The organism is Streptomyces sp. NPDC057743 (assembly GCF_042798755.1).
GTDB lineage: Bacteria > Actinomycetota > Actinomycetes > Streptomycetales > Streptomycetaceae > Streptomyces.
The window spans coordinates 53,368-74,259 of sequence record NZ_JBHVJX010000014.1 but is presented as its reverse complement, the minus strand read 5'-3'; the positions used below and the strand labels follow the sequence as shown (position 1 = coordinate 74,259).

Genomic DNA, 20,892 nt, shown 5'->3' with positions numbered 1-20,892 from the left:
CTCTACGCGGCGGGACCGCCCCCGGTGCCGGCCGCCCGTGATCGTTCTCACGGGGCGGGCCGCGACCGGGCGGGGGCGTGCGGCGGGGTGCGGCGTCAGCCCTTGTCCAGATATTGCTCCCGTTCCTCGTCCAGCAGGGCGGACAGCGCGGTCCGCAGTTCGGGACAGCCGGTCAGCTCGGGGTCGGCGGTGACCAGGGCGGTGGCCTCCTCGCGGGCGGCCGCGATGACCTCCTCGTCGTCGATGACCGCGAGCATCCGCAGCGAGGAGCGGACGCCGGACTGCGCCTGGCCGAGGACGTCGCCCTCGCGGCGCTGTTCGAGGTCGATGCGGGAGAGCTCGAAGCCGTCGAGGGTGCCGGCGACCGCGGCGAGCCGGGCGCGGGCCGGGCTGGCCTCGGGCATCTCGCTGACCAGCAGGCACAGTCCGGGGGCCGAGCCGCGGCCCACCCGGCCGCGGAGCTGGTGAAGCTGGGAGACGCCGAAGCGGTCCGCGTCCATGATCACCATGGCGGTGGCGTTGGGGACGTTGACCCCGACCTCGATGACGGTGGTGGCGACCAGGACGTCCAACTCACCGGCGGCGAAGCGGCGCATCACCTCGTCCTTGTCGTCGGGGGCCATCCGGCCGTGCAGCACCGCGACCCGCAACCCGGCGAGCGGGCCCTTCTGCAACTGCTCGGCGATGTCCAACACCGCCAGCGGGGGGCGCTTCTCGGCCAGATCCTCCGGCGAACTCGCCTCCGGGGACGCCTCCTTGGGCTTCTTCCCCTTGGCGGGCTTCTCCTTGGCCGCCTTCCCCTTGGGCGCGGACTCGTCCTCGTCGTCGCCGATCCGCGGGCAGACCACATACGCCTGGTGGCCGGCGGCCACCTCCTCCCGGACCCGCTCCCAGGCCCGGGCGAGGAAGTGCGGCTTGTCCTTGGCCGGCACCACGTGGCTGGCGATCGGCGACCGTCCGGCGGGGAGTTGGTCCAGTACCGAGGTCTCCAGATCGCCGAAGACCGTCATGGCGACCGTCCGCGGGATCGGCGTCGCCGTCATCACCAGCAGGTGCGGCGGCTGCTTGCCCTTGGAGCGCAGGGCGTCGCGCTGCTCGACGCCGAAGCGGTGCTGCTCGTCGACGACGACCAGGCCGAGGTCGTGGAACTGCACCACGTCCTCGATCAGGGCGTGCGTGCCGATGACGATGCCGGCCTCGCCGGTGACCAGGTCGAGCAGCGCCTGGCGGCGGGCCGCGGCCCCCATCGAGCCGGTCAGCAGCACCACTTTGGTGCCCTTCTCGGCGCCGCCGAGCATCCCGCCCTCGGCCAGATCGCCCATCATCTCCGTGATGGAGCGGTGGTGTTGCTGGGCCAACACCTCGGTGGGCGCGAGCATCGCCGCCTGGCCGCCGCTGTCGACGACGCCGAGCATGGCGCGCAGCGCGACCATGGTGTTGTGCGTGACCGTGAAGTGGTCGGTCACATAGGCGCGCGAGGGATGCGCGACGCTGATGCACTGGACGGGCCGGCGGCCGACGTGCTCGACGGCGGTGACCGCGCGCTCGTGGCCCGCCCCGTCCTCCGGGAGCGTCAACGCGACCTCGACGCGGCCGTCGTCGACGGGGGTCGTGCGGGCGGTGCCGCCCAGCGAGCGCGCCAGCCAGGCGACATCGGCGGCCAGCGGGGCCGGGGCGGCGCGCAGGGTGCCGTCGGTGCCGCGCCGCTCACCGCCGGCGTCCAACAGGCCGTGCAGCAGCGCCCGGCGGCCCTTGACGGGGGCGTTGCGGTACGCGTCGGGGACGGTGTGGCCCATCGGGCCGCTGCCGCCGGCACCCAGCGTCCGGCCCAACGCGTAGGGCTCCAGGGGGCGGTGGCCGCCGTCGTCGAGGTCCACCGGGGTGGCCGGGGCGATCGACCACCGGGGGCGGCCGTCCTCGTCCAGCAGGGCGGACCGCAGCTCGCGGGTGGTCAGCACCCGCTCGCCGGTGGTGCGCGAGGAGACGATCCACAGGTGCTCGTCGTCGCACTCGATCGCGCTGCCGTCGGCGAGCACCAGTCGCCACACCTCCCGCTCGCCCTGCGGGAACACCCCGTCCACCAGAGCGATCTCCCCACTGGGCACGACCACTTCGGTGCCCGGCGCCATCTCGCCCATGGGGCGAAAGCCGCGCGGGGTGAGCACCAGGGCATCCAGCGGCTGGGCCTTGCCGGAGCCGACCTCGCCCTGGAGCAGCCGGTGCATCGGGTGCTCCGTCGCCAGGTCGTCGAAGATCTCCCGGCTGACCTTCGACTGACCCTCGGTGAGGGTGAACGGCAGCCGGGCGTCGAACGCGTCGAGGATCCCGCCGGGGCTCAACCGCCTGGGCACGGCGGGGAGTTGGGTCTCGGCGAGGCGGCGGCGGGCCAGCGCGACCTGGAGGACGAACGCCTCGTCCCACTTCAGCCGGGCGCGGGCGTCGGCGATGTCGGCCTTGGTGCCGGGGCGGTGGATCTTCAGCAGCGCCTCGGCGAGCGGGACCAGTCCGCGGCCCTCGCGCAGCGCCGGGGGCAACGGGTCGACGGCGTCCTGGGCGCTGGGCAGCACCGCGTCGACCGCCTTGGCGATCTTCCAGGAGGCCATCTGCTGGCACGCCGGATAGATCGGCATGAGCTGGTTGGCGAACGCGTCGACGGCATCGCTGTCGGCGTCCTGGTCGAGGAGGGCGTATTCCGGGTGGGCCAGCTGGAGTTTGCGGTTGAAGACCGAGACCTTGCCGGCGAACATCGCGCGCCGGCCCGGCAACAGCTCCTTGTGTGGCTTGTGGATGCCCTTGCCGAAGAAGACCAGCTGGAGCCGGCCGCTGCCGTCGGTGAGGGTGACCTCCAGGCGCTGCCCGCGGCCGTGGTTGAACGTCAGCACGCGGGCGTCGGCGACCCGGGCGACGACCGTGACGTGCTCGTCCAACGGCAGGTCGGAGAGGCGGGTCAGCTCACCGCGCTCGGCATAGCGGCGCGGATAGTGGTGCAGCAGATCGCCGACCGTCTCCAGGCCGAGGTGCTCGGCCAGCACCTTCGCGGTGGTGCCGCCGAGGATTTTCTTCAGGGGTTCATCGAGCGCTGCCACGCGTTCCATTGCACACCACGCCACTGACAACGAGCCACCACCGCCGCTTTCCGCGGCCGGGAATTCCGGGCCGGGAGATATCCGGGACACGGATTTCGACGCGGTATCGGGGCGTGTATCGGGACGCGTATCGAGGCGTTCGCTATTCCACGCCGATCAGCAGCGGCGCCGCGTATTCGCCGCCTTCGTAGACGACCGTGTCCACCGCGAGGTGGCGCTCCCGGACGTGCCGTTCCAGGTGTGCGGCGAGCTCGTCGGGGATGTCCGCGCCGAGGACGAGGGTGACCAGTTCGCCGCCCGCGGAGAGCATCCGGTCCAGCACCGTCGTCGCGGTGCGGGCGAGGTCGGGCCCGATCACCGCGACGTCGCCGTCGATCAGGCCGAGCACGTCCCCGGCCTGGCAGACCCCGGCCATCGTCCAGGAGCGGTGCTCGGCGACGGCCAGTTCGGCGTAGCGGGTGGCGCCGGCCGCTGCGGTCATCGCGACCATGTCCTGGTCGAAGCTGCGGCCCGGCTCGTGGACCGCCAGCGCCGCGAGGCCCTGCACGGCGGAGCGGGTCGGGATCAGCGCGACCCGGATGCCCTCGGCCCGGGCCTGCTCGGCCGCGGCCGCCGCGGTGTGCCGCAGCTCGGGGTCGTTGGGCAGCAGCATCACCTCGCGGGCGCGGGCCTGCCGGATCGCCTGGACCAACTCGCCGCTGGCGGGCGGCTCCCCGGGGCGGACGGTCACTGGGGTCGCGCCGGCCTCCGCACACAGCCCGGCCAGCCCGACGCCGGGGACCACCGCGACCACGGCCCGGGCCGCCAGCTCCGGCTCCTTGGCCCGGGGGGCGGCGCCGAAGTGGGTGATCCGGACCCGGTACGGCCGGCCGGCCTCGATGCCGGCCTCCACCGCGGCCCCCGCGTCGTCGACGTGGACGTGGACGTTCCACAGCCCGTCCCCGCCGACCACCACCAACGAGTCCCCGAGCCGGTCGAGCCGGCCGCGCAGCTCGGCCACCTCCGCGTCCCCGGCCTCCAACAGGTAGATCACCTCGAAGGCGGGGCCGCCGGCGTGCGGGTCGGTGCAGCCGTCCCGGACCACCGCATCGCAACCGCTGGCCAACGGGAGCGCCCCACCGGCCCGTACGGCGACGGGGGCGGCGCCGACCTCCCCGGACAGCGCGTCGGCGAGCGCGCCCAACAGGGCCACCAGTCCACAGCCGCCGGCATCCACCACCCCCGCGCTGCCCAGCACCGCGAGCTGCCCGGGGGTGGCCCGCAGCGCCTCGGCGGCGCCCTCGTAGGCGGCCCGTGCGAGCGCGGCGGGCCCGTCGGCGGGGCGCTCGGCGGCGTCGGCGGCGGCCGTCGCCACGGTCAGCACGGTGCCCTCCACGGGGTGCGCCACCGCCTCGTACGCCGCCGTCGCGGCCCGCCGCAGCGCCGCGCGCAGGGCGTCCGCGGCGCCGCCACCGTCGGCCGGGGCGGTGGCCAACACCTGGGCCATCCCGCGCAGTAGCTGCGCCAGGATGGTGCCGGAGTTGCCGCGCGCCCCGATGAGGGCGCCGTGCGCCATGGCGCCGACGGCGTCCGCGAGACCGGGTTCGGTGCCGGCGGAGGCATGGCCGTCGAAGGCGGCCTCGACCGCGCGGGCGGCCGACTCCAGCGTCAGATAGAGATTGGTGCCGGTGTCCCCGTCGGCGACCGGGTAGACGTTGATCGCGTCGATCCGCTCGCGTTCCCGTCCGAGCGCCTCCAGGGCCAGACCGCACCAGGTGCGGACCGCGGCGGCGTCGAGCGGGTTTGGCACATCGTCCTCCTGGGTCGCGGGATGCACCCGCACAGTAGCCGCGGTCGGGGCGGGAGGCCGGGGCGGGGGCCGGAGGCTACGTGGTAGTTTCGTCCTGCAGGAGCGGCCGTTGTATGCTGCTCCGGTTGCCCGATGAAAATCGGGCCATTCCTCTCCTGTCGGCGTCGGCACGGCTATGCACTCGACCCGCCAGGTTTCCCGTAAGTGCATCTGAAGTCTTTGGAGTGACCCGTGGCTGCCAACTGCGACGTCTGCGGCAAGGGGCCGGGCTTCGGCAAGAGTGTCTCGCACTCGCATCGCCGCACCAACCGTCGTTGGAACCCCAACATCCAGACGGTGCGTGCAGTGATCGGGCGCACGCCGAAGAAGCTGAACGCCTGCACCTCGTGCATCAAGGCCGGCAAGGTCTCGCGCTGACGCCTTAGCCGCAGCGCAGCCCCGCCGGTTGCTTAGGAAGCCGGTCCACCGTCAGGTGGGCCGGCTTCTTGCCATTGGTCTGGGGCAGCCGTGAGCCCGCCGGGGACTGCCGTGCGTCCGGGGCCCGGCGCGCTCAGCGGGTGCGCAGCCGCCAGCCGTGGTCGACCGGTCCGATGCCCGCGCCCAGTCGGAAGCCGGCCGCGATCGCGCCGGTGACGTACTCCTTCGCCGCCGCGGCGGCCTGCGGGACGGTGTCCCCCTGGGCGAGCCGGGCCGCGAGGGCGCTGGCGAGGGTGCAGCCGGTGCCGTGGGTGTGCCGGTTGTCGTGACGGGGAGCGCGCAGCCAGTGCTCCTCGACGCCGTCGGTGAGCAGGTCCACGGCGGCACCCGCGGCATCGGCCGCATCGGCCGGCAGGTGGCCGCCCTTGATGAGCACCCAGCGCGGCCCGAAGGCCAAGATCGCGTCGGCGGCCCGCCGCATCCCGTCCGCCGTGGTGACCCGCACGCCGGTGAGCTGGGCGACCTCGTCGAGGTTGGGGGTGGCGACGGTCGCGGTCGGCAGCAGCTTGGTGCGGACCGCGTCCAGGGCGGAGGCGGCCAGCAGCGCGTCGCCGTGCTTGGAGATGCCGACGGGGTCGACGACCACCGGGGCGGTGAGGCCGGCGAGCAGCTCCGCGACGGTCGTGACGAGCGCGGCCGAGGACAGCATCCCGGTCTTGACGGCCTGCACGCCGATGTCGTCGACGACGCTGCGGAACTGGGCCCGCACCGCCTCGGCGGGCAGCTCCCAGGCGCCCTGGACGCCCAGGGAGTTCTGCGCGGTGACCGCGGTCAGCACGCTCATGCCGTGGGTGCCCAGCGCCAGCATCGTCTTCAGGTCAGCCTGGATGCCGGCACCGCCGCCGGAGTCGGAGCCGGCGACGGTCAGCACGCGGGGTGGTGTCTCCATGCCGCGAATCTACTCGGCGTCCCCGTTCTCGCCGAAGTGGTCCCAACCGGCCTTGGCCCAGGGGGCGCCGTCCACCGTCACCTGGGGCAGCGCCGAGGGGTTGAGGACCTCGCCGATCACCTTCCAACGGGCGGGCAGCTTCACGTCGGACGGGAAGGTGGCGACGATGGCGTGGTCCTCGCCGCCGTTGAGGACCCACTGCATCGGGTCCACGCCGACCGCGGTGCCGATGTCGGACATCTGCGAGGGGATGTCGATCATGGCCGACCGCAGGTCGATGCGGACCTTGCTGGCGTCGGCGATGTGCCCGAGGTCGGCGACGAGCCCGTCGCTGACGTCGGTCATGGCGGTGGCGCCGAGCGCGGCCGCGGCCGGGCCCGCGTGGTACGGGGGTTCGGGGCGGCGGTGCGCCTCCACGAAGGCGCGCGGGGAGCGGAAGCCGCGGGTGAGCACCGCGTGGCCGGCGGCGGACCAGCCGAGCCAGCCGGTCACCGCGACCACGTCACCGGGCTGGGCACCGGCCCGGGTGACCGGCTCCTGGTTGCGCAGGTCGCCGAGGGCGGTGATGGCGACGGTGATGGTGTCGCCGCGGACCACGTCCCCGCCGACCACCGCGGCGCCGGCCACCTGGCACTCGTCGCGCAGCCCGTCCATCAGCTCGGTCGCCCAGGTCGCGGGGAGTTCGGCGGGGACGACCAGGCCGAGCAGGATCGCGGTGGGCACCGCGCCCATCGCCGCGATGTCGGCGAGGTTCTGCGCGGCGGCCTTGCGGCCGACGTCGTAGGCGGTCGACCAGTCGCGACGGAAGTGCCGGCCTTCGAGGAGAATGTCGGTACTGGCGACGACCCTGCGATCCGGCGCGGTGACCACCGCGGCGTCATCCCCAGGCCCGATCCGTACGGCGGGGGTGGAGGTGAGCCGGGAGGTGAGCTCTCTGATAAGCCCGAACTCCCCCAGCTCGCCCACGGTGCCCTTCATGCTGTTGCCCTTCCGATGTGTACGGACGGTCCGTACGTGGCTGACGACGGCGCCGCACCGACCGCGTTCACCGCGCGGGTCTCCCCGCTCCGCTCGGTGACGCGGTACCGTGGCGTCCCTTCTTCCCACATGATCCTCGTAGCCGCCCTGGAGGTTCCGTGGTACAGGCTTACATCCTGATCCAGACCGAGGTCGGCCGGGCCTCGGCGGTGGCGGAGGTCATCGCGAAGCTGCCCGGCGTGCTCCAGGCCGAGGACGTGACCGGACCCTACGACGTCATCGTGCGCGCCCAGGCGGACACCGTCGACGAACTGGGTCGCATGGTGGTCGCGAAGGTCCAGCAAGTGGAAGGCATCACGCGGACGCTCACCTGCCCGGTGGTCCATCTCTAGCTCCCCCGTATGCTCGGCCGGGTGATACGCGCCCCACGCCGGTACCTGGCCGTCCTGCCCCTGCTCGCCGTTGTCAGTGCGGTCGCGGGGTGCTCGTCTGCCCCGGAGGTCGCGGCGCCCGCCCCCACGGGCGAAGCCGCACGGGCCTGCCGGGCGCTCCACCAGGACCTGCCGCGGACCGTCGACGGGCTCACGCGGGGTACCGCCGAGCCGGTCTCGGACTTCACTGCCATATGGGGCGATCCTGCCGTGGAGCTGCGCTGCGGGGTGCCCCAGCCGGAGGTGCTCAGGCACGGAAGTGAACATTACAACCCCAACCCCGACTCCGCGGAAGTCGACGGCGTCCAGTGGCTCTTCGAGAAGCAGGACGACGGCTACCGCTTCACGACGGTGCTGCGGAAGGTCTACGTCGAGGTGACGGTGCCGGGGAAGTACGCCCCGGAAGTCAACGTCCTCCCGGACCTCGCGAACGCGGTGCGGCGAAGCATTCCGGCCGGCGTGTAGTCGACGCTGGCGGGTAACCAGCGTCCGACGGGAGGCCGGTGCCCGACGGTGGCCAACCCGACGACTGGGCTCCGGAGCACTGGACCCGCCGGCGCGGGGCCGATGGACCGGTGTGAGCCAACTCGCCGGACGCACCGGGCACTTCGGCAGCCGGCAGTCAGCAGTCAGCAGTCACCAGGAAGCCAAGACGCCCGACGCACCGCACGCACCGACGGGCGACTGCCACGCGGACGGGCGGCCACTGCACGGGACGAGCGACCGCCGCACCGACGGGCGACCGCCGCGACGGCGTGGGCCGGCGGGCCGGTGCGTGGTGGACGCCCGGGAATACCCGCCCGCCCCACACGCGTTGAGGCCCCGCAGGGGGCGCGCCCATCCCCTAGGGGATCTGTTCGCCCGCCCCCAACGCCCCGCTCAGCGCAGCCCCGTTGAGCGGCGCAGGGCGGCCTGGAGGAGCCGGTCGATGAGTTCCGGGTAGCTGACGCCGCTCTCCTGCCACATCCGCGGGTACATCGAGATGGGCGTGAAACCGGGCAGTGTGTTGATCTCGTTGATCACGAACTCGCCGTCGTCCAGCAGGAAGAAGTCCGCCCGGACCAGTCCCTCGCAGGACGCCGCCTCGAATGCCTCGACGGCCAACTCCCGGACGCGGGCGGTCTGCTCGTCGGTCAGCGGCGCCGGCACGATGCCGGCGGCCGAGTCGATGTACTTGGCCTCGAAGTCGTAGAAGTCGTGCGCGGTGACCGGCGGGATCTCGGCCGGCGCGCTGGCCCGCGGGCCGTCCTCGAACTCCAGCACCCCGCACTCGATCTCGCGGCCGCGCAGCAGCGACTCCACGATGATCTTGGGGTCGTGGCGCCGCGCCTCCTCGATCGCCTCGTCCAGCCCGGCGAGGTCGTCGACCTTGCTGATGCCCATGGACGAGCCGGCCCGCGCCGGCTTCACGAACAGCGGCCAGCCGTGCTCACCGGCGAAGTCCACGATCTTCTTGCGGGCCCCGGCGCCCTTTTCTCCGTTCGGAGCGGTCTGCTCCCACTCACGGGGGCGGATGACCACGTACGGGCCGACCGGCAGCCCGAAGGAGGCGAACACCCGCTTCATGTAGTCCTTGTCCTGGCCGACGGCCGAGGCGAGCACCCCGGAGCCGACGTAGGGCACCCCGGACAGCTCCAGCAGGCCCTGGAGGGTGCCGTCCTCGCCGTACGGGCCGTGCAGCACGGGGAAGACGACGTCGACCTCACCGAGGACCTTGGGGACCGATCCCGGCTCGCTGTAGACGACCTCGCGGCTGGTGGGGTCGGCGGAGAGCACCACCGTGCCGTCGCCGCCCTCGGCGAGCTCGGCCACGCTGGGCAGCCGCCGGTCCGTGATCGCCATCCGCGCGGGGTCGTCGGCGGTCAGCGCCCAGCGGCCGTCGGTCGTGATGCCGATGGGCAGCACGTCGTACTTGTCGCGGTCGATGGCGGCCAGCACGGCTCCGGCGGTGACCACGGAGATGGCGTGCTCGGAGCTGCGGCCGCCGAACACGACGGCGACGCGGGGCTTGTGGGAGGTGGTCTCGCTGCTCATATCGGCTTGAGGGTACCTGCTGGTAGCGGTTGCGGCGGCGCGGCGGGGCGGGAGGTGCCGCCGCGCAGCGGCGTCGTCGAGGGGCGGTGGCACCGGGTGGGCGCTCAGTGCCGCTCCGGTTTGGCGCTGCGGGACATCAGCTGCTTGAGGGCCACCAGCGGCGGCTTCCCCTCGTGGACGATCTCCACCACGGTCTCGGTGAGCGGCATGTCGACGCCGTACTTGCGGGCCAGATCCAGCACGGATTCACAGGACTTGACGCCCTCGGCGGTCTGCTTGGTGACCGCGATGGTCTCCGCCAGGGACATGCCCCGGCCGAGGTTGGTGCCGAAGGTGTTGTTGCGGGAGAGCGGCGAGGAGCAGGTGGCGACGAGGTCGCCCATGCCCGCCAGGCCCGCGAAGGTGTGCGCGTCGGCGCCCATGGCCAGTCCGAGCCGGGTGGTCTCGGCCAATCCCCGGGTGATCAGGGACGCCTTGGCGTTGTCGCCCAGGCCCATGCCGGTGGCAATGCCGACCGCGAGGGCGATGACGTTCTTGACCGCGCCGCCCAGTTCGCAACCCACCACGTCGGTGTTGGTGTACGGGCGGAAGTACGCGGTGTGGCAAGCGGTCTGGAGGCGGCGGGCGACGTCCTCGTCGGCGCAGGCGACCACGGCCGCGGCGGGCTGCTTCGCGGCAACTTCCTTGGCGAGGTTGGGCCCGGTCAACACCGCGACGCGTTCCGCGGGGACCTTGGCGACCTCCTCGATGACCTCGCTCATGCGCTTGGCGGTGCCCAGCTCAACTCCCTTCATCAGGGAGACCAGAACGGTGTCGGAGGGCAACAGGGGCGCCCACTCGGCAAGGTTGGCGCGCAGCGTCTGGGAGGGCACGGCAAGGACGGTGAAGTCCGCGCCGCGGGCGGCCTCGGCCGGATCGGTGGTGGCCCGTACGCCCGCGGGGAGTTCGACGCCCGGCAGGTAGTCCGGGTTGGTGCGGCCGGTGTTGATGGCGTCAACGAGGGCCGCTCTGCGCCCCCACAGGGTCACCTCGCATCCCGCGTCGGCGAGCACCATCGCGAATGCGGTGCCCCAGGACCCCGTGCCGAAGACGGCGCAGCGCGTCACTTGCCTTCATCCTCCTGTGCCTGTCGGGTGCTTCGGGTGGTGTGCGTGGGGACGGCCGGTGCGGCGGACTCGGCCGCTTCCAGGACGGCGTCGTCGGTACGGGCCGCCTCGGCGGCCTTCGCGGCCCGCGCGGCCTCGCGGGCGGCCCGCCGTTCCCTGGCGATTTCCTTGCGGTAGTCGAAGGGTTCGGCCGGCGCGGCTTCGCCGCGGATTCCGGCCAGTTCGACGGTGATGGCCGCCATGATCTTCTCGGTGACGGCGCGCAGCACCTCGGCGGTGGGCTCCTGGTCGTAGAACTCGCTGAGGTCCACCGGCGGACCGGCCTTGACGCGCAGCGTCTTGCGCGGGAGGAGCCGGAGCTTCTTCTCCTTCGCGTACGGCGGCATCGCCTCGTTGGCGCCCCACTGGGCGACGGGGATGACCGGTGCCTTGGTCAGCAGCGCGACCCGGGCGGCGCCGGTCTTGCCCTGCATGGGCCACAGCGCGGGGTCGCGGGTGAGGGTGCCCTCCGGGTAGAAGGCGACGCATTCGCCCTTCTCGATGGCGTTCACGGCGGCCCGGAAGGCGGTGGCGGCGTCGGTGGTTTCCCGGTAGACGGGGATCTGTCCGGTGCCGCGCATCACCATGCCGACAAAGCCGCTCTTGAAGAGCCCGGCCTTGGCGAGGAATCGCGGGACCCGCCCGGTGTTGTACTGATAGTGCGCATAGGAGAGCGGATCAAGATACGAGTTGTGGTTGACCGCGGTAATAAAACCGCCGTCGGCCGGAATGTGCTCCATTCCCCGCCAGTCCCGCTTGAACAGAACCAAGAGCGGCGGTTTGCAGATGACCGCGGCCAAGCGGTACCAGAAGCCGATTCTGCGGCGGGACACTGGGACACCCTCCTTGTGGGACCTGCGAAGCTGCTGCGAGCCGGCAGCCGCACAAGTGTCGCCCCGCGTACCCGCTATGTCGAGAACACCGTAACCCCGTCGCTGAAGGAAAGGCCCGGCGGCAGGTGAGAATGATCCCGATGCGAAGAGACGGAGCGGATGTGCGCTGGAGCCTCGTTGTGCCGCTGAAACCGCTGGTGCGGGCCAAGAGCAGGCTCTCCGAAGCCGCCGGTGAGGAGTTCCGGCCGCGGTTGGCGCTGGCATTCGCACTGGACACCGTGGCTGCCGCGCTGGCCTGCGCGGACGTGCGGGATGTGGCGGTTGTCACGGACGATCCAGTGGCCGGGGAGCACTTGACGGCGTTGGGGGCGCGCATTGTGCCGGACGCTCCGGCCAACGGGCTGAATGCCGCACTGGCCCACGGTGCGGCCGTGGTAAGGGCGCACCGACCCGATGCTCCGGTCGCCGCGCTGAACGCCGATCTGCCGGCGCTCCGCCCGGCTGAGCTGGCGATGGTCCTCCATTCCGCCGCGCTTTTTCCCCGCGCATTTCTCGCGGATGCGGCGGATATCGGGACAACGCTTCTGTCCGCGACTTCCGGTACGGAATTGGACCCGGCTTTCGGCGGCGCCTCGCGGGCCCGCCACCTGGCGTCCGGTGCCCGGGAGATCCTCGCGCCGGACGTGCCGTCGGTGCGCCGGGACGTGGACACCGGCGACGATCTGCGGGCCGCGCTGGCGCTGGGCGTGGGCCCGCACACCGCCCGGCAGGCCCCGCGGGTGCCGGGCTGGGCCGCGTGGGCGGGCGTCGGCGCCATTCCGGGCCCTCGTGACGTCCCGGTGGCCGCGGACGGCGCGGACGCCCCGGGTGCGGTCGTGCCGCCGCTCAGAGCGTCTGGAGCGTGACGAGGACGATCCGCCGGTCGGCACCCTCGCCGGTGACCTCGATCCGCACGCGTTGACCGGGCCGCAGCAGGAGCAGGCCGCCCGCGTCGAAGGCCGCCGCGTCGAAGGGCAGCGGGGTCCCGTCGTCCAGCAGCACGCTGCCGGCGCGGGTCGTCTCGTCGTAGGTGTACGCGGTGGCCTGCATGGGGCCAGCGTAGACGGGGTGTTGACGGATCACGCACCGCGGGCCGGGCTCCCCGAAGGGAGACCGGCCCGGCGCCTGGCGTTGCGTTGCCGCCGCTTCAATTACCGCTTGCGAGCAGTGGTCTTCTTGGCGGTGGTCTTGCGCGCCGTGGTCTTCTTGGCCGGAGCCTTCTTCGCCGTGGCCTTCTTGGCGGGCGCGGTCTTCTTCGCCGTGGCCTTCTTGGCGGTGGTCTTCTTCGCCGTGGCCTTCTTCGCCGTCGTCTTCTTCGCCGGCGCGGCCTTCTTGGCGGTGGCCTTCTTGGCGGTCGTCTTCTTCGCCGTGGCCTTCTTCGCCGCCGCCTTCTTCGCCGGCGCGGCCTTCTTGGCCGCGGCCTTCTTGGCGGCGGCCTTCTTCGCCGCGGCCTTCTTCACGGTGGGCTTGGCGCCGGTCAGGCTGCCCTTGGGCGCCTTCTTGACGGCCACTTCACCACCCTTGGGGAGCTTCTTCGAGCCGCTCACCAGGTCCTTGAAGCCCTGGCCCGCACGGAAGCGGGGCACCGAGGTCTTCTTGACCCGCACGCGCTCCCCGGTCTGCGGGTTGCGGGCGTAACGGGCCGGGCGGTCGACCTTCTCGAACGAGCCGAATCCGGTGACCGAAACGCGGTCGCCGGAGACAACTGCCCGGACGATTGCGTCCAGTACGGCGTCCACCGCGTCCGCGGCGTTCTGGCGGCCGCCGACCTTGTCGGCAATGGCTTCTACGAGCTGCGCCTTGTTCACGTCTTCCCCTTCGGAGACATTGCTGGAACGAAAGTTTCCAAGCCTTTTCGCACGTTAGGCAGATATATACCGCAAATCAAACACGAAACGGGCTAATCACCCTTGTGCCGCAACGGACTCGACCTTCACGGACTTCCGTCGGCATGCACATCTTCGGGATAACGACCTTCGTCAAGGTCGTGCATGAACCACTCCAGACGCCTTGCCGCGTCCGCAAGATCGTGTTTAGCCGCGGCCGTGATGACGAGCAGCTTCCGGGTCAGCGCCATCCGTACGCCCTCCGGGACTTGCAGTGTCCGCACTCTTGCGTGTGCGTCCTTGAGTCGGTCGGCGACGGAACCGTAGAGCTTGAGTTGGTCGTCGCGTTCCATGCGCTAATTGTGCCATCTGCGGCGAGTTGTCGCTTCACGGGGCCTCAACACCGGCCTCGACACGGCGATGCGCCCCCCGCCAACTGCACAGGGGGCGCATCGTACGCAATAAGCCTTTGAGCCATAAAACCCGAGGTCAGACCTTGATGGTACGCGGTTTGAACACGGGCCTGTTGGCCTCGTAAGCCGCGATCGAAGACTCCTCCCGAAGGGTGAGGCTGATGTCGTCCAGACCCTCCAGGAGTCGCCAACGGGCGTTCTCATCCAGGGTGAAGCCGGCGGTGACACCCTCGGCGCGGACCTCGCGTGCGACCAGGTCGACCGTGACTTCGGCGGTGGGGTTGGACTCCACCAACTGCTGCAGCCGGTCCACGGTCTCCTGCGGCAGGACCACCGTCAGCAGGCCATTCTTCAGGGAGTTGCCCCGGAAGATGTCCGCGAAGCGGGACGAGATGACGGCCCTGAAACCGTAGTTCTGCAGTGCCCAGACCGCGTGTTCGCGGGAGGAGCCGGTGCCGAAGTCGGGGCCGGCCACCAGGACCGTCGCGCCCTTGTACGCCTCCTGGTTGAGGACGAACTCCGGGTCCTTGCGCCACGCTTCGAACAGGCCGTCCTCGAAGCCGTCCCGGGTGACCTTCTTCAGCCAGTGGGCCGGGATGATCTGGTCGGTGTCGACGTTGCTGCGGCGCAGCGGAACGGCCCGGCCGGTGTGGGTGGTGAAAGCTTCCATGGTGTTCAAACTCCCGCGGGCGTGGCGGCGGTGGCGTCGGACAGGTCGGCCGGCGAGGCCAGGTGGCCGAGAACCGCCGTTGCGGCGGCGACCTGGGGCGAAACGAGGTGCGTGCGACCGCCCTTGCCCTGCCGGCCCTCGAAGTTGCGGTTGGAGGTGGACGCGGAGCGCTCACCGGGCGCCAACTGGTCCGGATTCATGCCCAGACACATCGAGCAACCGGCGTGCCGCCATTCGGCGCCGGCGGCCGTGAACACCTTGTCCAGGCCCTCCTCGACGGCCTGGAGGGCGACCCGGACCGAGCCGGGGACCACCAGCATCCGTACGCCGTCGGCGACTTTGCGCTCCTTGAGGATCGCGGCGGCCGAGCGCAGGTCCTCGATACGGCCGTTGGTGCACGAACCTACGAAGACGGTGTCGACGGAGATCTCGCGCAGCGGCTGACCCGCCGTCAACCCCATGTATTCCAGGGCCTTTTCGGCGGCGAACCGCTCCGAGGGGTCCTCGTACGAAGCCGGGTCGGGGACGCGTGCCGAAAGCGGCGCGCCCTGGCCGGGGTTGGTGCCCCAGGTGACGAACGGGGCCAGCGATGCGGCGTCGATGACGACCTCGGCGTCGAAGACCGCGTCGTCGTCGGTGCGCAGCGTCCGCCAGTACGCCACCGCGGCGTCCCAGTCCGCGCCCTGCGGGGCGTGGTCGCGGCCCTGGAGGTAGTCAAAGGTGGTCCGGTCGGGGGCAATCATGCCGGCCCGGGCACCCGCCTCGATCGACATGTTGCAGATGGTCATCCGGGCTTCCATCGACAGCTTCTCGATGGCCGAGCCGCGGTATTCGATGACGTAGCCCTGGCCGCCGCCGGTGCCGATTTCGGCGATGATCGCCAGGATCAGGTCCTTGGCGGTGACGCCGTCGGGCAGTTCGCCGTCGACGGTGATGGCCATGGTCTTGAACGGGGCCATCGGCAGCGTCTGGGTCGCCAGGACGTGCTCGACCTGACTGGTGCCGATGCCGAACGCCAGCGCGCCGAACGCGCCGTGGGTGGAGGTGTGGCTGTCACCGCAGACCACGGTGGTGCCGGGCTGGGTCAGTCCCAACTGCGGTCCCACGACGTGGACAACGCCCTGCTCGACGTCGCCCAGCGGGTGCAGCCGGACGCCGAACTCCGCGCAGTTCTTGCGCAGGGTCTCCAACTGCGTGCGGGAGACCGGGTCCGCGATCGGCTTGTCGATGTCGAGCGTGGGGGTGTTGTGGTCCTCGGTGGCGAGGGTCAGGTCCGTGCGCCGGACCGTGCGACCGGCCTTGCGGAGACCGTCGAACGCCTGCGGGCTGGTGACCTCGTGCAGCAGGTGCAGATCGATGAAGAGGAGGTCGGGCTCGCCTTCCGCGCGCCGGACGACGTGGTCGTCCCAGACCTTCTCCGCAAGTGTCCGTCCCATCGCTTTCCCTCCGGCCGGCCGCAGTGCCGGCCTTGCTCGTGTGTGCGCGGTGACCCGCGAATCTCCCCTGGCGGGCCTGACGCCGGGCCCTGGTCGGGGGCCGCAGCTACAGAGTGACGACTTCGCTGGAAAATTGAACTTGCGTTTCACACTGTGAGACGCGAGTATCGTTGCATGGACAACTCTAGCGGCGTCGGCGTTCTCGACAAGGCGGCTCTGGTTTTGAGCGCTCTGGAGTCCGGTCCGGCCACCCTCGCCGGGCTGGTCGCGGCGACCGGGCTCGCACGACCCACGGCCCACCGGCTGGCCGTGGCACTGGAACACCACCGGATGGTGGCGAGGGACATGCAGGGCCGGTTCATCCTCGGCCCGCGGCTCTCCGAACTGGCCGCGGCGGCCGGCGAGGACCGCCTCCTGGCCACCGCCGGCCCGGTGCTCACGCATCTACGGGACGTGACGGGCGAGAGCGCCCAGCTCTACCGCCGGCAGGGCGACATGCGGATCTGCGTGGCCGCGGCGGAGCGGCTGTCCGGACTGCGGGACACCGTACCGGTGGGCTCCACGCTGACCATGAAGGCCGGTTCGTCGGCCCAGATCCTGATGGCCTGGGAGGAGCCGGAGCGGCTGCACCGCGGCCTCCAGGGCGCCCGCTTCACCGCCACCGCGCTCTCCGGCGTACGGCGCCGCGGCTGGGCCCAGTCGATCGGCGAGCGGGAGCCGGGCGTGGCCTCGGTCTCGGCGCCCGTCCGCGGCCCCTCGAACCGCGTGGTGGCCGCCGTCTCGGTCTCCGGCCCGATCGAGCGGCTGACCCGCCACCCGGGCCGGATGCACGCCCAGGCGGTCATCGACGCCGCCGCCCGCCTCTCCGAGGGCCTGCGCCGCAACGGCGGTTGAGCCCTCACCGGCCGGCCCCGCTCCCCCGCGACGGCCGGCCGGCGTGCCCCGGGCCCGCGCCGAACGCCGCCCCAATTCCCCACGCCGCACGGACAGTTGCGCCAAAAACCGAAGCCGACTGCCAACTCCCCCGCATCGCAGGGCAGTTGACCAACGCCGCCCCCAAGACGCAGAAAAGGCCCTCCGCTTGAAAGCGAAGGGCCTTTCCCTGTGACGTACCCCCGACCGGATTCGAACCGGCGCTACCGCCTTGAGAGGGCGGCGTGCTAGGCCGCTACACAACGGGGGCCTTGCAGATGCTGTGTTTCATTCAAAGCTTCTGCGAGCTGGCCTACCTGGACTCGAACCAAGACTAACTGAACCAGAATCAGTCGTGCTGCCAATTACACCATAGGCCATGGTGGTGTAGACCAGTACCCCCGACCGGATTCGAACCGGCGCTACCGCCTTGAGAGGGCGGCGTGCTAGGCCGCTACACAACGGGGGCCCTAGCGATCCTGCGTGAGTGACAGTGGGTGCGACCCGGACTGCCTCCCCGAGAAGGATCTGTACCCCCGACCGGATTCGAACCGGCGCTACCGCCTTGAGAGGGCGGCGTGCTAGGCCGCTACACAACGGGGGCCTTGCAGATGAGCTCTGCGAGCTGGCCTACCTGGACTCGAACCAAGACTAACTGAACCAGAATCAGTCGTGCTGCCAATTACACCATAGGCCATCAAAGCGCAACCCCCGGAGCCGGGGGCTTCTCCTTGATCTGCGCTTTCCGGTCCGGGCCTTTCGGCCCTCTCGGGCGGCGCAGGAAGAACATTACCTGATCGTGGGGGGTGCTCCAAAACCGATAAGCCCGCGCACCAGCTCGGGGAGCTCGGCCAGCCCGCGGATGCGGTGCACGCCCGGTGGCGGCGGCTCGTTGGTGTCCGCGCGGTCCAGCCATACGGGCACCAGACCGGCGTCCCGGGCGCCCAGACCGTCGAGGTCGAGGCGGTCGCCGACGTAGAGCACGTCGGTCGGGGGCAGTGCGAGGGCGGCGCAGGCCGCGGCGAACGCCTCCGGGGCGGGCTTGGCGTGGCCCAGGGCGTCGGCGCACAGGACCGCCTCGAAGTGCTCCCGGATGCCCAGGGTCGTCAGCTTGCGCTCCTGGCTGGCGGTCGAGGAGTTGGAGAGCATCGCCTGGCGGACCAGGGGGGCCAGCGCCTCCAGGGCCGGCACGGAGTCCGGGAACAGCCGCCAGGCGGCCTCGTACTGGGTGACGTAGCGGCCGAACCAGGCGTCGGCCTCCGCGTCGCTGAGCGGGGTGCCCAGGAACGTGCGGGCGCGGGCCCTGCGGTGTTCCTGGAAGCCCAGTTCGCCGGCGAGGAAGCGGGCGAACTCGGCCTCCATGACCGCGCGCCAGCGGGCCAGGGCGGTCTCCTCGCCGCCGTACGCGGCCAGCAGCCCCTCGGTGCGCAGGTGTCTCAGGACGCCGGCGCGGTCGGAACCGGTGTAGTCGAAGAGGGTGTCGTCGAGGTCCCAGAGGACGGCACGCAGGGGCATGGTGGGAATCTTGCGTCCGGTGGGCGGGGCGGGCAAGGGGGAACTGCGGCGGGGGGACGCGAACGGGCCCGGAAGCGCGGTGGCTTCCAGGCCCGTGGGCCCCGTGGGGTGTGGCCAGTCAGCCGGCCAGCTTGGCCAGGGCCGCGTCGACGCGGGCGAGCGTGCGCTCCTTGCCGAGGATCTCCAGGGACTCGAAGAGCGGCAGGCCGACGGTGCGGCCGGTGACGGCGACCCGGACCGGGGCCTGGGCCTTGCCCAGCTTGAGGCCGTGCTGCTCGCCGGCGGCGAGGACGGCCTCCTTGAGCGGCTCGGGGCCGGACGTCCAGTCGGCGGCGGCCAAGTTGGCGCGGGCGGTGGTGAGCAGGGCCACCGGGTCGCCCTTCATGGCCTTCGTCCAGGACGCCTCGTCCTCGACCGGCTCCTTGCGGAAGAGGAAGTCGACGTTGGCGGTGATGTCCGAGAGGACGGTGAGGCGGGTCTGGGCGTGCGGGGCGATGGCCTCCCACGCGGCCCGGTCGAAGTCCTCGGGCTCCCAGTTGGCGAACGGGGCGGTCAGCCAGGGCTCGCAGGCCGCGATGAAGTCCTTCAACTCCAGCCGGCGGATGTGCTCGGCGTTGATCGCCTCGGCCTTCTTGAGGTCGAAGCGGGCCGGGTTGGCGTTGACGTCCGCGATGTCGAACTTCTCGATCATCTCGGGGATGGTGAAGACGTCCTGGTCCGCGGAGAACGACCAGCCCAGCAGGGAGAGGTAGTTGAGCAGGCCCTCGGGGAGGAAGCCGCGCTCGCGGTAGAGGTTGAGGTTGGCCTGCGGGTCGCGCTTGGAGAGCTTCTTGTTGCCCTCGCCCATGACGTAGGGCAGGTGGCCGAACTCCGGGACGGCGGAGGCGATGTCGAGCTCGATCAGGGCCCGGTAGAGGGCGATCTGACGGGGGGTGGAGGAGAGCAGGTCCTCGCCGCGCAGGACGTGGGTGATCCCCATCAGGGCGTCGTCGACCGGGTTGACCAGGGTGTACAGCGGTGCGCCGTTGGCGCGGACGATGCCGTAGTCCGGGACGTTCTCCGGGGTGAAGGTCAGCTCGCCGCGGACCAGGTCGGTGAAGGTGATCGGCTCGTCGGGCATCCGGAAGCGGATGATCGAGGTGCGACCCTCGGCCTCGTAGGCGGCCTTCTGCTCGGCGGTCAGCTCGCGGCAAGTGCCGTCGTAGCCGGAGGGCTTGCCGGCCTTGCGGGCGGCGTCGCGGCGGGCGTCGAGCTCCTCGGTGGTGCAGTAGCACGGGTAGGCGTGGCCGGCGGCGAGCAGCTTCAGCGCGACGTCCTTGTAGAGGTCCATCCGCTGCGACTGACGGTAGGGCTCGTGGGGGCCGCCGACCTCGGGGCCCTCGTCCCAGTCGAAGCCGAGCCAGTGGAACGAGTCCAGCAGCTGGTTGTAGGACTCCTCGGAGTCGCGGGCCGCGTCGGTGTCCTCGATCCGGAAGACCAGCTGGCCGCCGGTGTGGCGCGCGTAGGCCCAGTTGAACAGGGCGGTGCGGACCAGGCCGACGTGGGGGTTGCCGGTTGGGGAGGGACAGAAACGTACGCGGACGGGGGTTCCGGGGGTCGCGTTAGCCACGCTTGATCACCTTGTTGGTGAGAGTGCCGATGCCTTCGATGGTGACGGCGACCGTGTCGCCGACGTTGAGCGGGCCGACCCCGGCCGGGGTGCCCGTGAGGACGACGTCGCCGGGGAGCAGCGTCATCGCCTCGGTGATGTGCACGATCAGGTCCTCGATCGGGCGGACCATGTCGCTGGTGCGGCCGAGTTGGCGCTGTTCGCCGTTGACGGTGCACTGGATGGTCAGGCCCGCGGCGACCGCCGCCGGGTCCAGGTCCGTCTCGATCCAGGGACCGAGCGGGCAGGAGCCGTCGAAGCCCTTGGCCCGGGCCCACTGCTTCTCGGTGCGCTGGACGTCGCGCGCGGTGACGTCGTTGGCGCAGGTGTAGCCGAGGATGACGTCGGCCACCCGCTCGCGGGGCACCTCGCGGCACATCCGGCCGATGACGACGGCGAGTTCGGCCTCGTGGTGCACCTCCTGGGAGAAGGAGGGGTAGGCGAGCGGGTCGCCGGGGCCGATCACCGAGGTCGACGGCTTGAAGAAGGTGACCGGGGTCTCGGGGACCTCGTTGCCCAGTTCGGCGGCGTGCTCGGCGTAGTTGCGCCCCACGCCGACGACCTTGTTGGGGAGGACCGGGGGCAACAGGCGGACCTTGTCGAGGGGGACCTTCTGGCCCGAGCGCTCGAATTCCGCGAACGGATGTCCTTTGATGACGTCGAGTTCGTCCCCTTCGAGGACCCCGAAACCGACGGTGCCGTCGATGGAGAATCTGGCGATGCGCACGGGTTGCCGCTGCCCCTCATGATCACTGGCCGGAGTTGACACTC

At 71.4% G+C, this 20,892-nt stretch carries 20 protein-coding genes and 5 tRNA genes; 5 read left to right on the top strand and 20 right to left on the bottom strand.

What is annotated here, in order from left to right:
• Positions 1-95: 95 nt before the first annotated feature.
• A complete protein-coding gene (locus tag ACFVFQ_RS17975) occupies positions 96-3,095 on the bottom strand; it encodes a helicase-related protein (protein WP_383416451.1) in 3,000 nt (999 codons plus the stop codon).
• A 133-nt stretch (positions 3,096-3,228) separates the two neighbouring features.
• On the bottom strand, positions 3,229-4,875 hold the full coding sequence (locus ACFVFQ_RS17970) for a DAK2 domain-containing protein (protein ID WP_383416448.1): 1,647 nt from the start codon (positions 4,873-4,875) through the stop codon (positions 3,229-3,231).
• A gap of 231 nt (positions 4,876-5,106) precedes the next feature.
• Between ACFVFQ_RS17970 and rpmB the strand changes: the two genes are divergently transcribed.
• A complete protein-coding gene (rpmB, locus tag ACFVFQ_RS17965) occupies positions 5,107-5,292 on the top strand; it encodes a 50S ribosomal protein L28 (protein ID WP_006602870.1) in 186 nt (61 codons plus the stop codon).
• A 133-nt stretch (positions 5,293-5,425) separates the two neighbouring features.
• On the opposite strand, the gene thiD is transcribed toward rpmB, so the two are convergent.
• Both thiD and ACFVFQ_RS17955 read right to left on the bottom strand, forming a co-directional pair.
• Entirely contained in the window at positions 5,426-6,241 is an 816-nt protein-coding gene (gene thiD / locus ACFVFQ_RS17960; RefSeq protein ID WP_383416444.1) for a bifunctional hydroxymethylpyrimidine kinase/phosphomethylpyrimidine kinase, read from the bottom strand.
• A gap of 9 nt (positions 6,242-6,250) precedes the next feature.
• Positions 6,251-7,219: a thiamine-phosphate kinase gene (locus tag ACFVFQ_RS17955; RefSeq protein ID WP_383416441.1), complete on the bottom strand. Its 969-nt coding sequence runs from the start codon at positions 7,217-7,219 to the stop codon at positions 6,251-6,253.
• A 158-nt stretch (positions 7,220-7,377) separates the two neighbouring features.
• Here ACFVFQ_RS17955 and ACFVFQ_RS17950 point away from each other — a divergent pair, with 158 nt between their 5' ends.
• Together ACFVFQ_RS17950 and ACFVFQ_RS17945 are read left to right on the top strand one after the other, a co-directional pair.
• The gene (locus ACFVFQ_RS17950; RefSeq protein ID WP_274913048.1) at positions 7,378-7,611 is read left to right on the top strand and encodes an Lrp/AsnC family transcriptional regulator; all 234 of its coding nucleotides are present in this window, start codon (positions 7,378-7,380) and stop codon (positions 7,609-7,611) included.
• A gap of 9 nt (positions 7,612-7,620) precedes the next feature.
• On the top strand, positions 7,621-8,115 hold the full coding sequence (locus ACFVFQ_RS17945; RefSeq protein ID WP_383416437.1) for a DUF3515 domain-containing protein: 495 nt from the start codon (positions 7,621-7,623) through the stop codon (positions 8,113-8,115).
• Between the two features lie 414 nt (positions 8,116-8,529).
• Here ACFVFQ_RS17945 and ACFVFQ_RS17940 read toward each other — a convergent pair whose 3' ends face one another.
• From ACFVFQ_RS17940 to ACFVFQ_RS17930, 3 genes are all read right to left on the bottom strand, one after another.
• Positions 8,530-9,684: a D-alanine--D-alanine ligase family protein gene (locus ACFVFQ_RS17940; RefSeq protein WP_383416434.1), complete on the bottom strand. Its 1,155-nt coding sequence runs from the start codon at positions 9,682-9,684 to the stop codon at positions 8,530-8,532.
• Between the two features lie 104 nt (positions 9,685-9,788).
• The gene (locus ACFVFQ_RS17935) at positions 9,789-10,790 is read right to left on the bottom strand and encodes an NAD(P)H-dependent glycerol-3-phosphate dehydrogenase (RefSeq protein ID WP_383416431.1); all 1,002 of its coding nucleotides are present in this window, start codon (positions 10,788-10,790) and stop codon (positions 9,789-9,791) included.
• On the bottom strand, positions 10,787-11,662 hold the full coding sequence (locus ACFVFQ_RS17930; protein ID WP_383416428.1) for a lysophospholipid acyltransferase family protein: 876 nt from the start codon (positions 11,660-11,662) through the stop codon (positions 10,787-10,789). The genes ACFVFQ_RS17935 and ACFVFQ_RS17930 overlap by 4 nt, the downstream gene beginning before the upstream one ends.
• 131 nt (positions 11,663-11,793) lie before the next feature.
• On the opposite strand from ACFVFQ_RS17930, the gene cofC reads away from it, so the two are divergent.
• The gene (cofC, locus tag ACFVFQ_RS17925; protein ID WP_383416425.1) at positions 11,794-12,567 is read left to right on the top strand and encodes a 2-phospho-L-lactate guanylyltransferase; all 774 of its coding nucleotides are present in this window, start codon (positions 11,794-11,796) and stop codon (positions 12,565-12,567) included.
• Here the strand turns inward: cofC and ACFVFQ_RS17920 are convergent.
• From ACFVFQ_RS17920 to leuC, 5 genes are all read right to left on the bottom strand, one after another.
• Positions 12,548-12,751 (bottom strand): hypothetical protein, encoded by a 204-nt coding sequence (locus ACFVFQ_RS17920; protein ID WP_274913055.1) that lies wholly within the window; start codon positions 12,749-12,751, stop codon positions 12,548-12,550. The two genes, cofC and ACFVFQ_RS17920, sit on opposite strands and share 20 nt — an antisense overlap.
• A 101-nt stretch (positions 12,752-12,852) precedes the next feature.
• Positions 12,853-13,509, bottom strand: a complete 657-nt coding sequence (locus ACFVFQ_RS17915) for an HU family DNA-binding protein (protein WP_383416421.1) — start codon at positions 13,507-13,509, stop codon at positions 12,853-12,855.
• 125 nt (positions 13,510-13,634) lie between these two features.
• Entirely contained in the window at positions 13,635-13,880 is a 246-nt protein-coding gene (locus tag ACFVFQ_RS17910) for a hypothetical protein (protein WP_274913057.1), read from the bottom strand.
• A 136-nt stretch (positions 13,881-14,016) separates the two neighbouring features.
• Positions 14,017-14,610 (bottom strand): 3-isopropylmalate dehydratase small subunit, encoded by a 594-nt coding sequence (gene leuD / locus ACFVFQ_RS17905; protein WP_383416418.1) that lies wholly within the window; start codon positions 14,608-14,610, stop codon positions 14,017-14,019.
• 5 nt (positions 14,611-14,615) lie between these two features.
• Positions 14,616-16,046 (bottom strand): 3-isopropylmalate dehydratase large subunit, encoded by a 1,431-nt coding sequence (leuC, locus tag ACFVFQ_RS17900; protein WP_383416415.1) that lies wholly within the window; start codon positions 16,044-16,046, stop codon positions 14,616-14,618.
• A gap of 174 nt (positions 16,047-16,220) precedes the next feature.
• On the opposite strand from leuC, the gene ndgR reads away from it, so the two are divergent.
• Positions 16,221-16,940 (top strand): IclR family transcriptional regulator NdgR, encoded by a 720-nt coding sequence (gene ndgR, locus ACFVFQ_RS17895; RefSeq protein WP_018541140.1) that lies wholly within the window; start codon positions 16,221-16,223, stop codon positions 16,938-16,940.
• A gap of 216 nt (positions 16,941-17,156) precedes the next feature.
• Here ndgR and ACFVFQ_RS17890 read toward each other — a convergent pair.
• The 8 genes from ACFVFQ_RS17890 to ACFVFQ_RS17855 all read right to left on the bottom strand — a co-directional run bounded on the left by ACFVFQ_RS17890 (position 17,157) and on the right by ACFVFQ_RS17855 (position 20,848).
• Positions 17,157-17,229 (bottom strand) — tRNA-Glu (locus tag ACFVFQ_RS17890).
• 37 nt (positions 17,230-17,266) lie between these two features.
• Positions 17,267-17,338, bottom strand: a tRNA-Gln gene (locus tag ACFVFQ_RS17885).
• 16 nt (positions 17,339-17,354) lie between these two features.
• Positions 17,355-17,427 (bottom strand) — tRNA-Glu (locus tag ACFVFQ_RS17880).
• 62 nt (positions 17,428-17,489) lie between these two features.
• A tRNA-Glu gene (locus ACFVFQ_RS17875) sits at positions 17,490-17,562 on the bottom strand.
• Between the two features lie 21 nt (positions 17,563-17,583).
• Positions 17,584-17,655, bottom strand: a tRNA-Gln gene (locus tag ACFVFQ_RS17870).
• A 92-nt stretch (positions 17,656-17,747) separates the two neighbouring features.
• Positions 17,748-18,473 (bottom strand): HAD family hydrolase, encoded by a 726-nt coding sequence (locus tag ACFVFQ_RS17865; protein WP_383416412.1) that lies wholly within the window; start codon positions 18,471-18,473, stop codon positions 17,748-17,750.
• Positions 18,474-18,591: 118 nt separating this feature from the next.
• Positions 18,592-20,082, bottom strand: a complete 1,491-nt coding sequence (gene gltX, locus ACFVFQ_RS17860) for a glutamate--tRNA ligase (protein ID WP_383416409.1) — start codon at positions 20,080-20,082, stop codon at positions 18,592-18,594.
• Positions 20,075-20,848, bottom strand: a complete 774-nt coding sequence (locus ACFVFQ_RS17855) for a fumarylacetoacetate hydrolase family protein (protein WP_383416406.1) — start codon at positions 20,846-20,848, stop codon at positions 20,075-20,077. The genes gltX and ACFVFQ_RS17855 overlap by 8 nt, the downstream gene beginning before the upstream one ends.
• Positions 20,849-20,892: the final 44 nt, after the last annotated feature.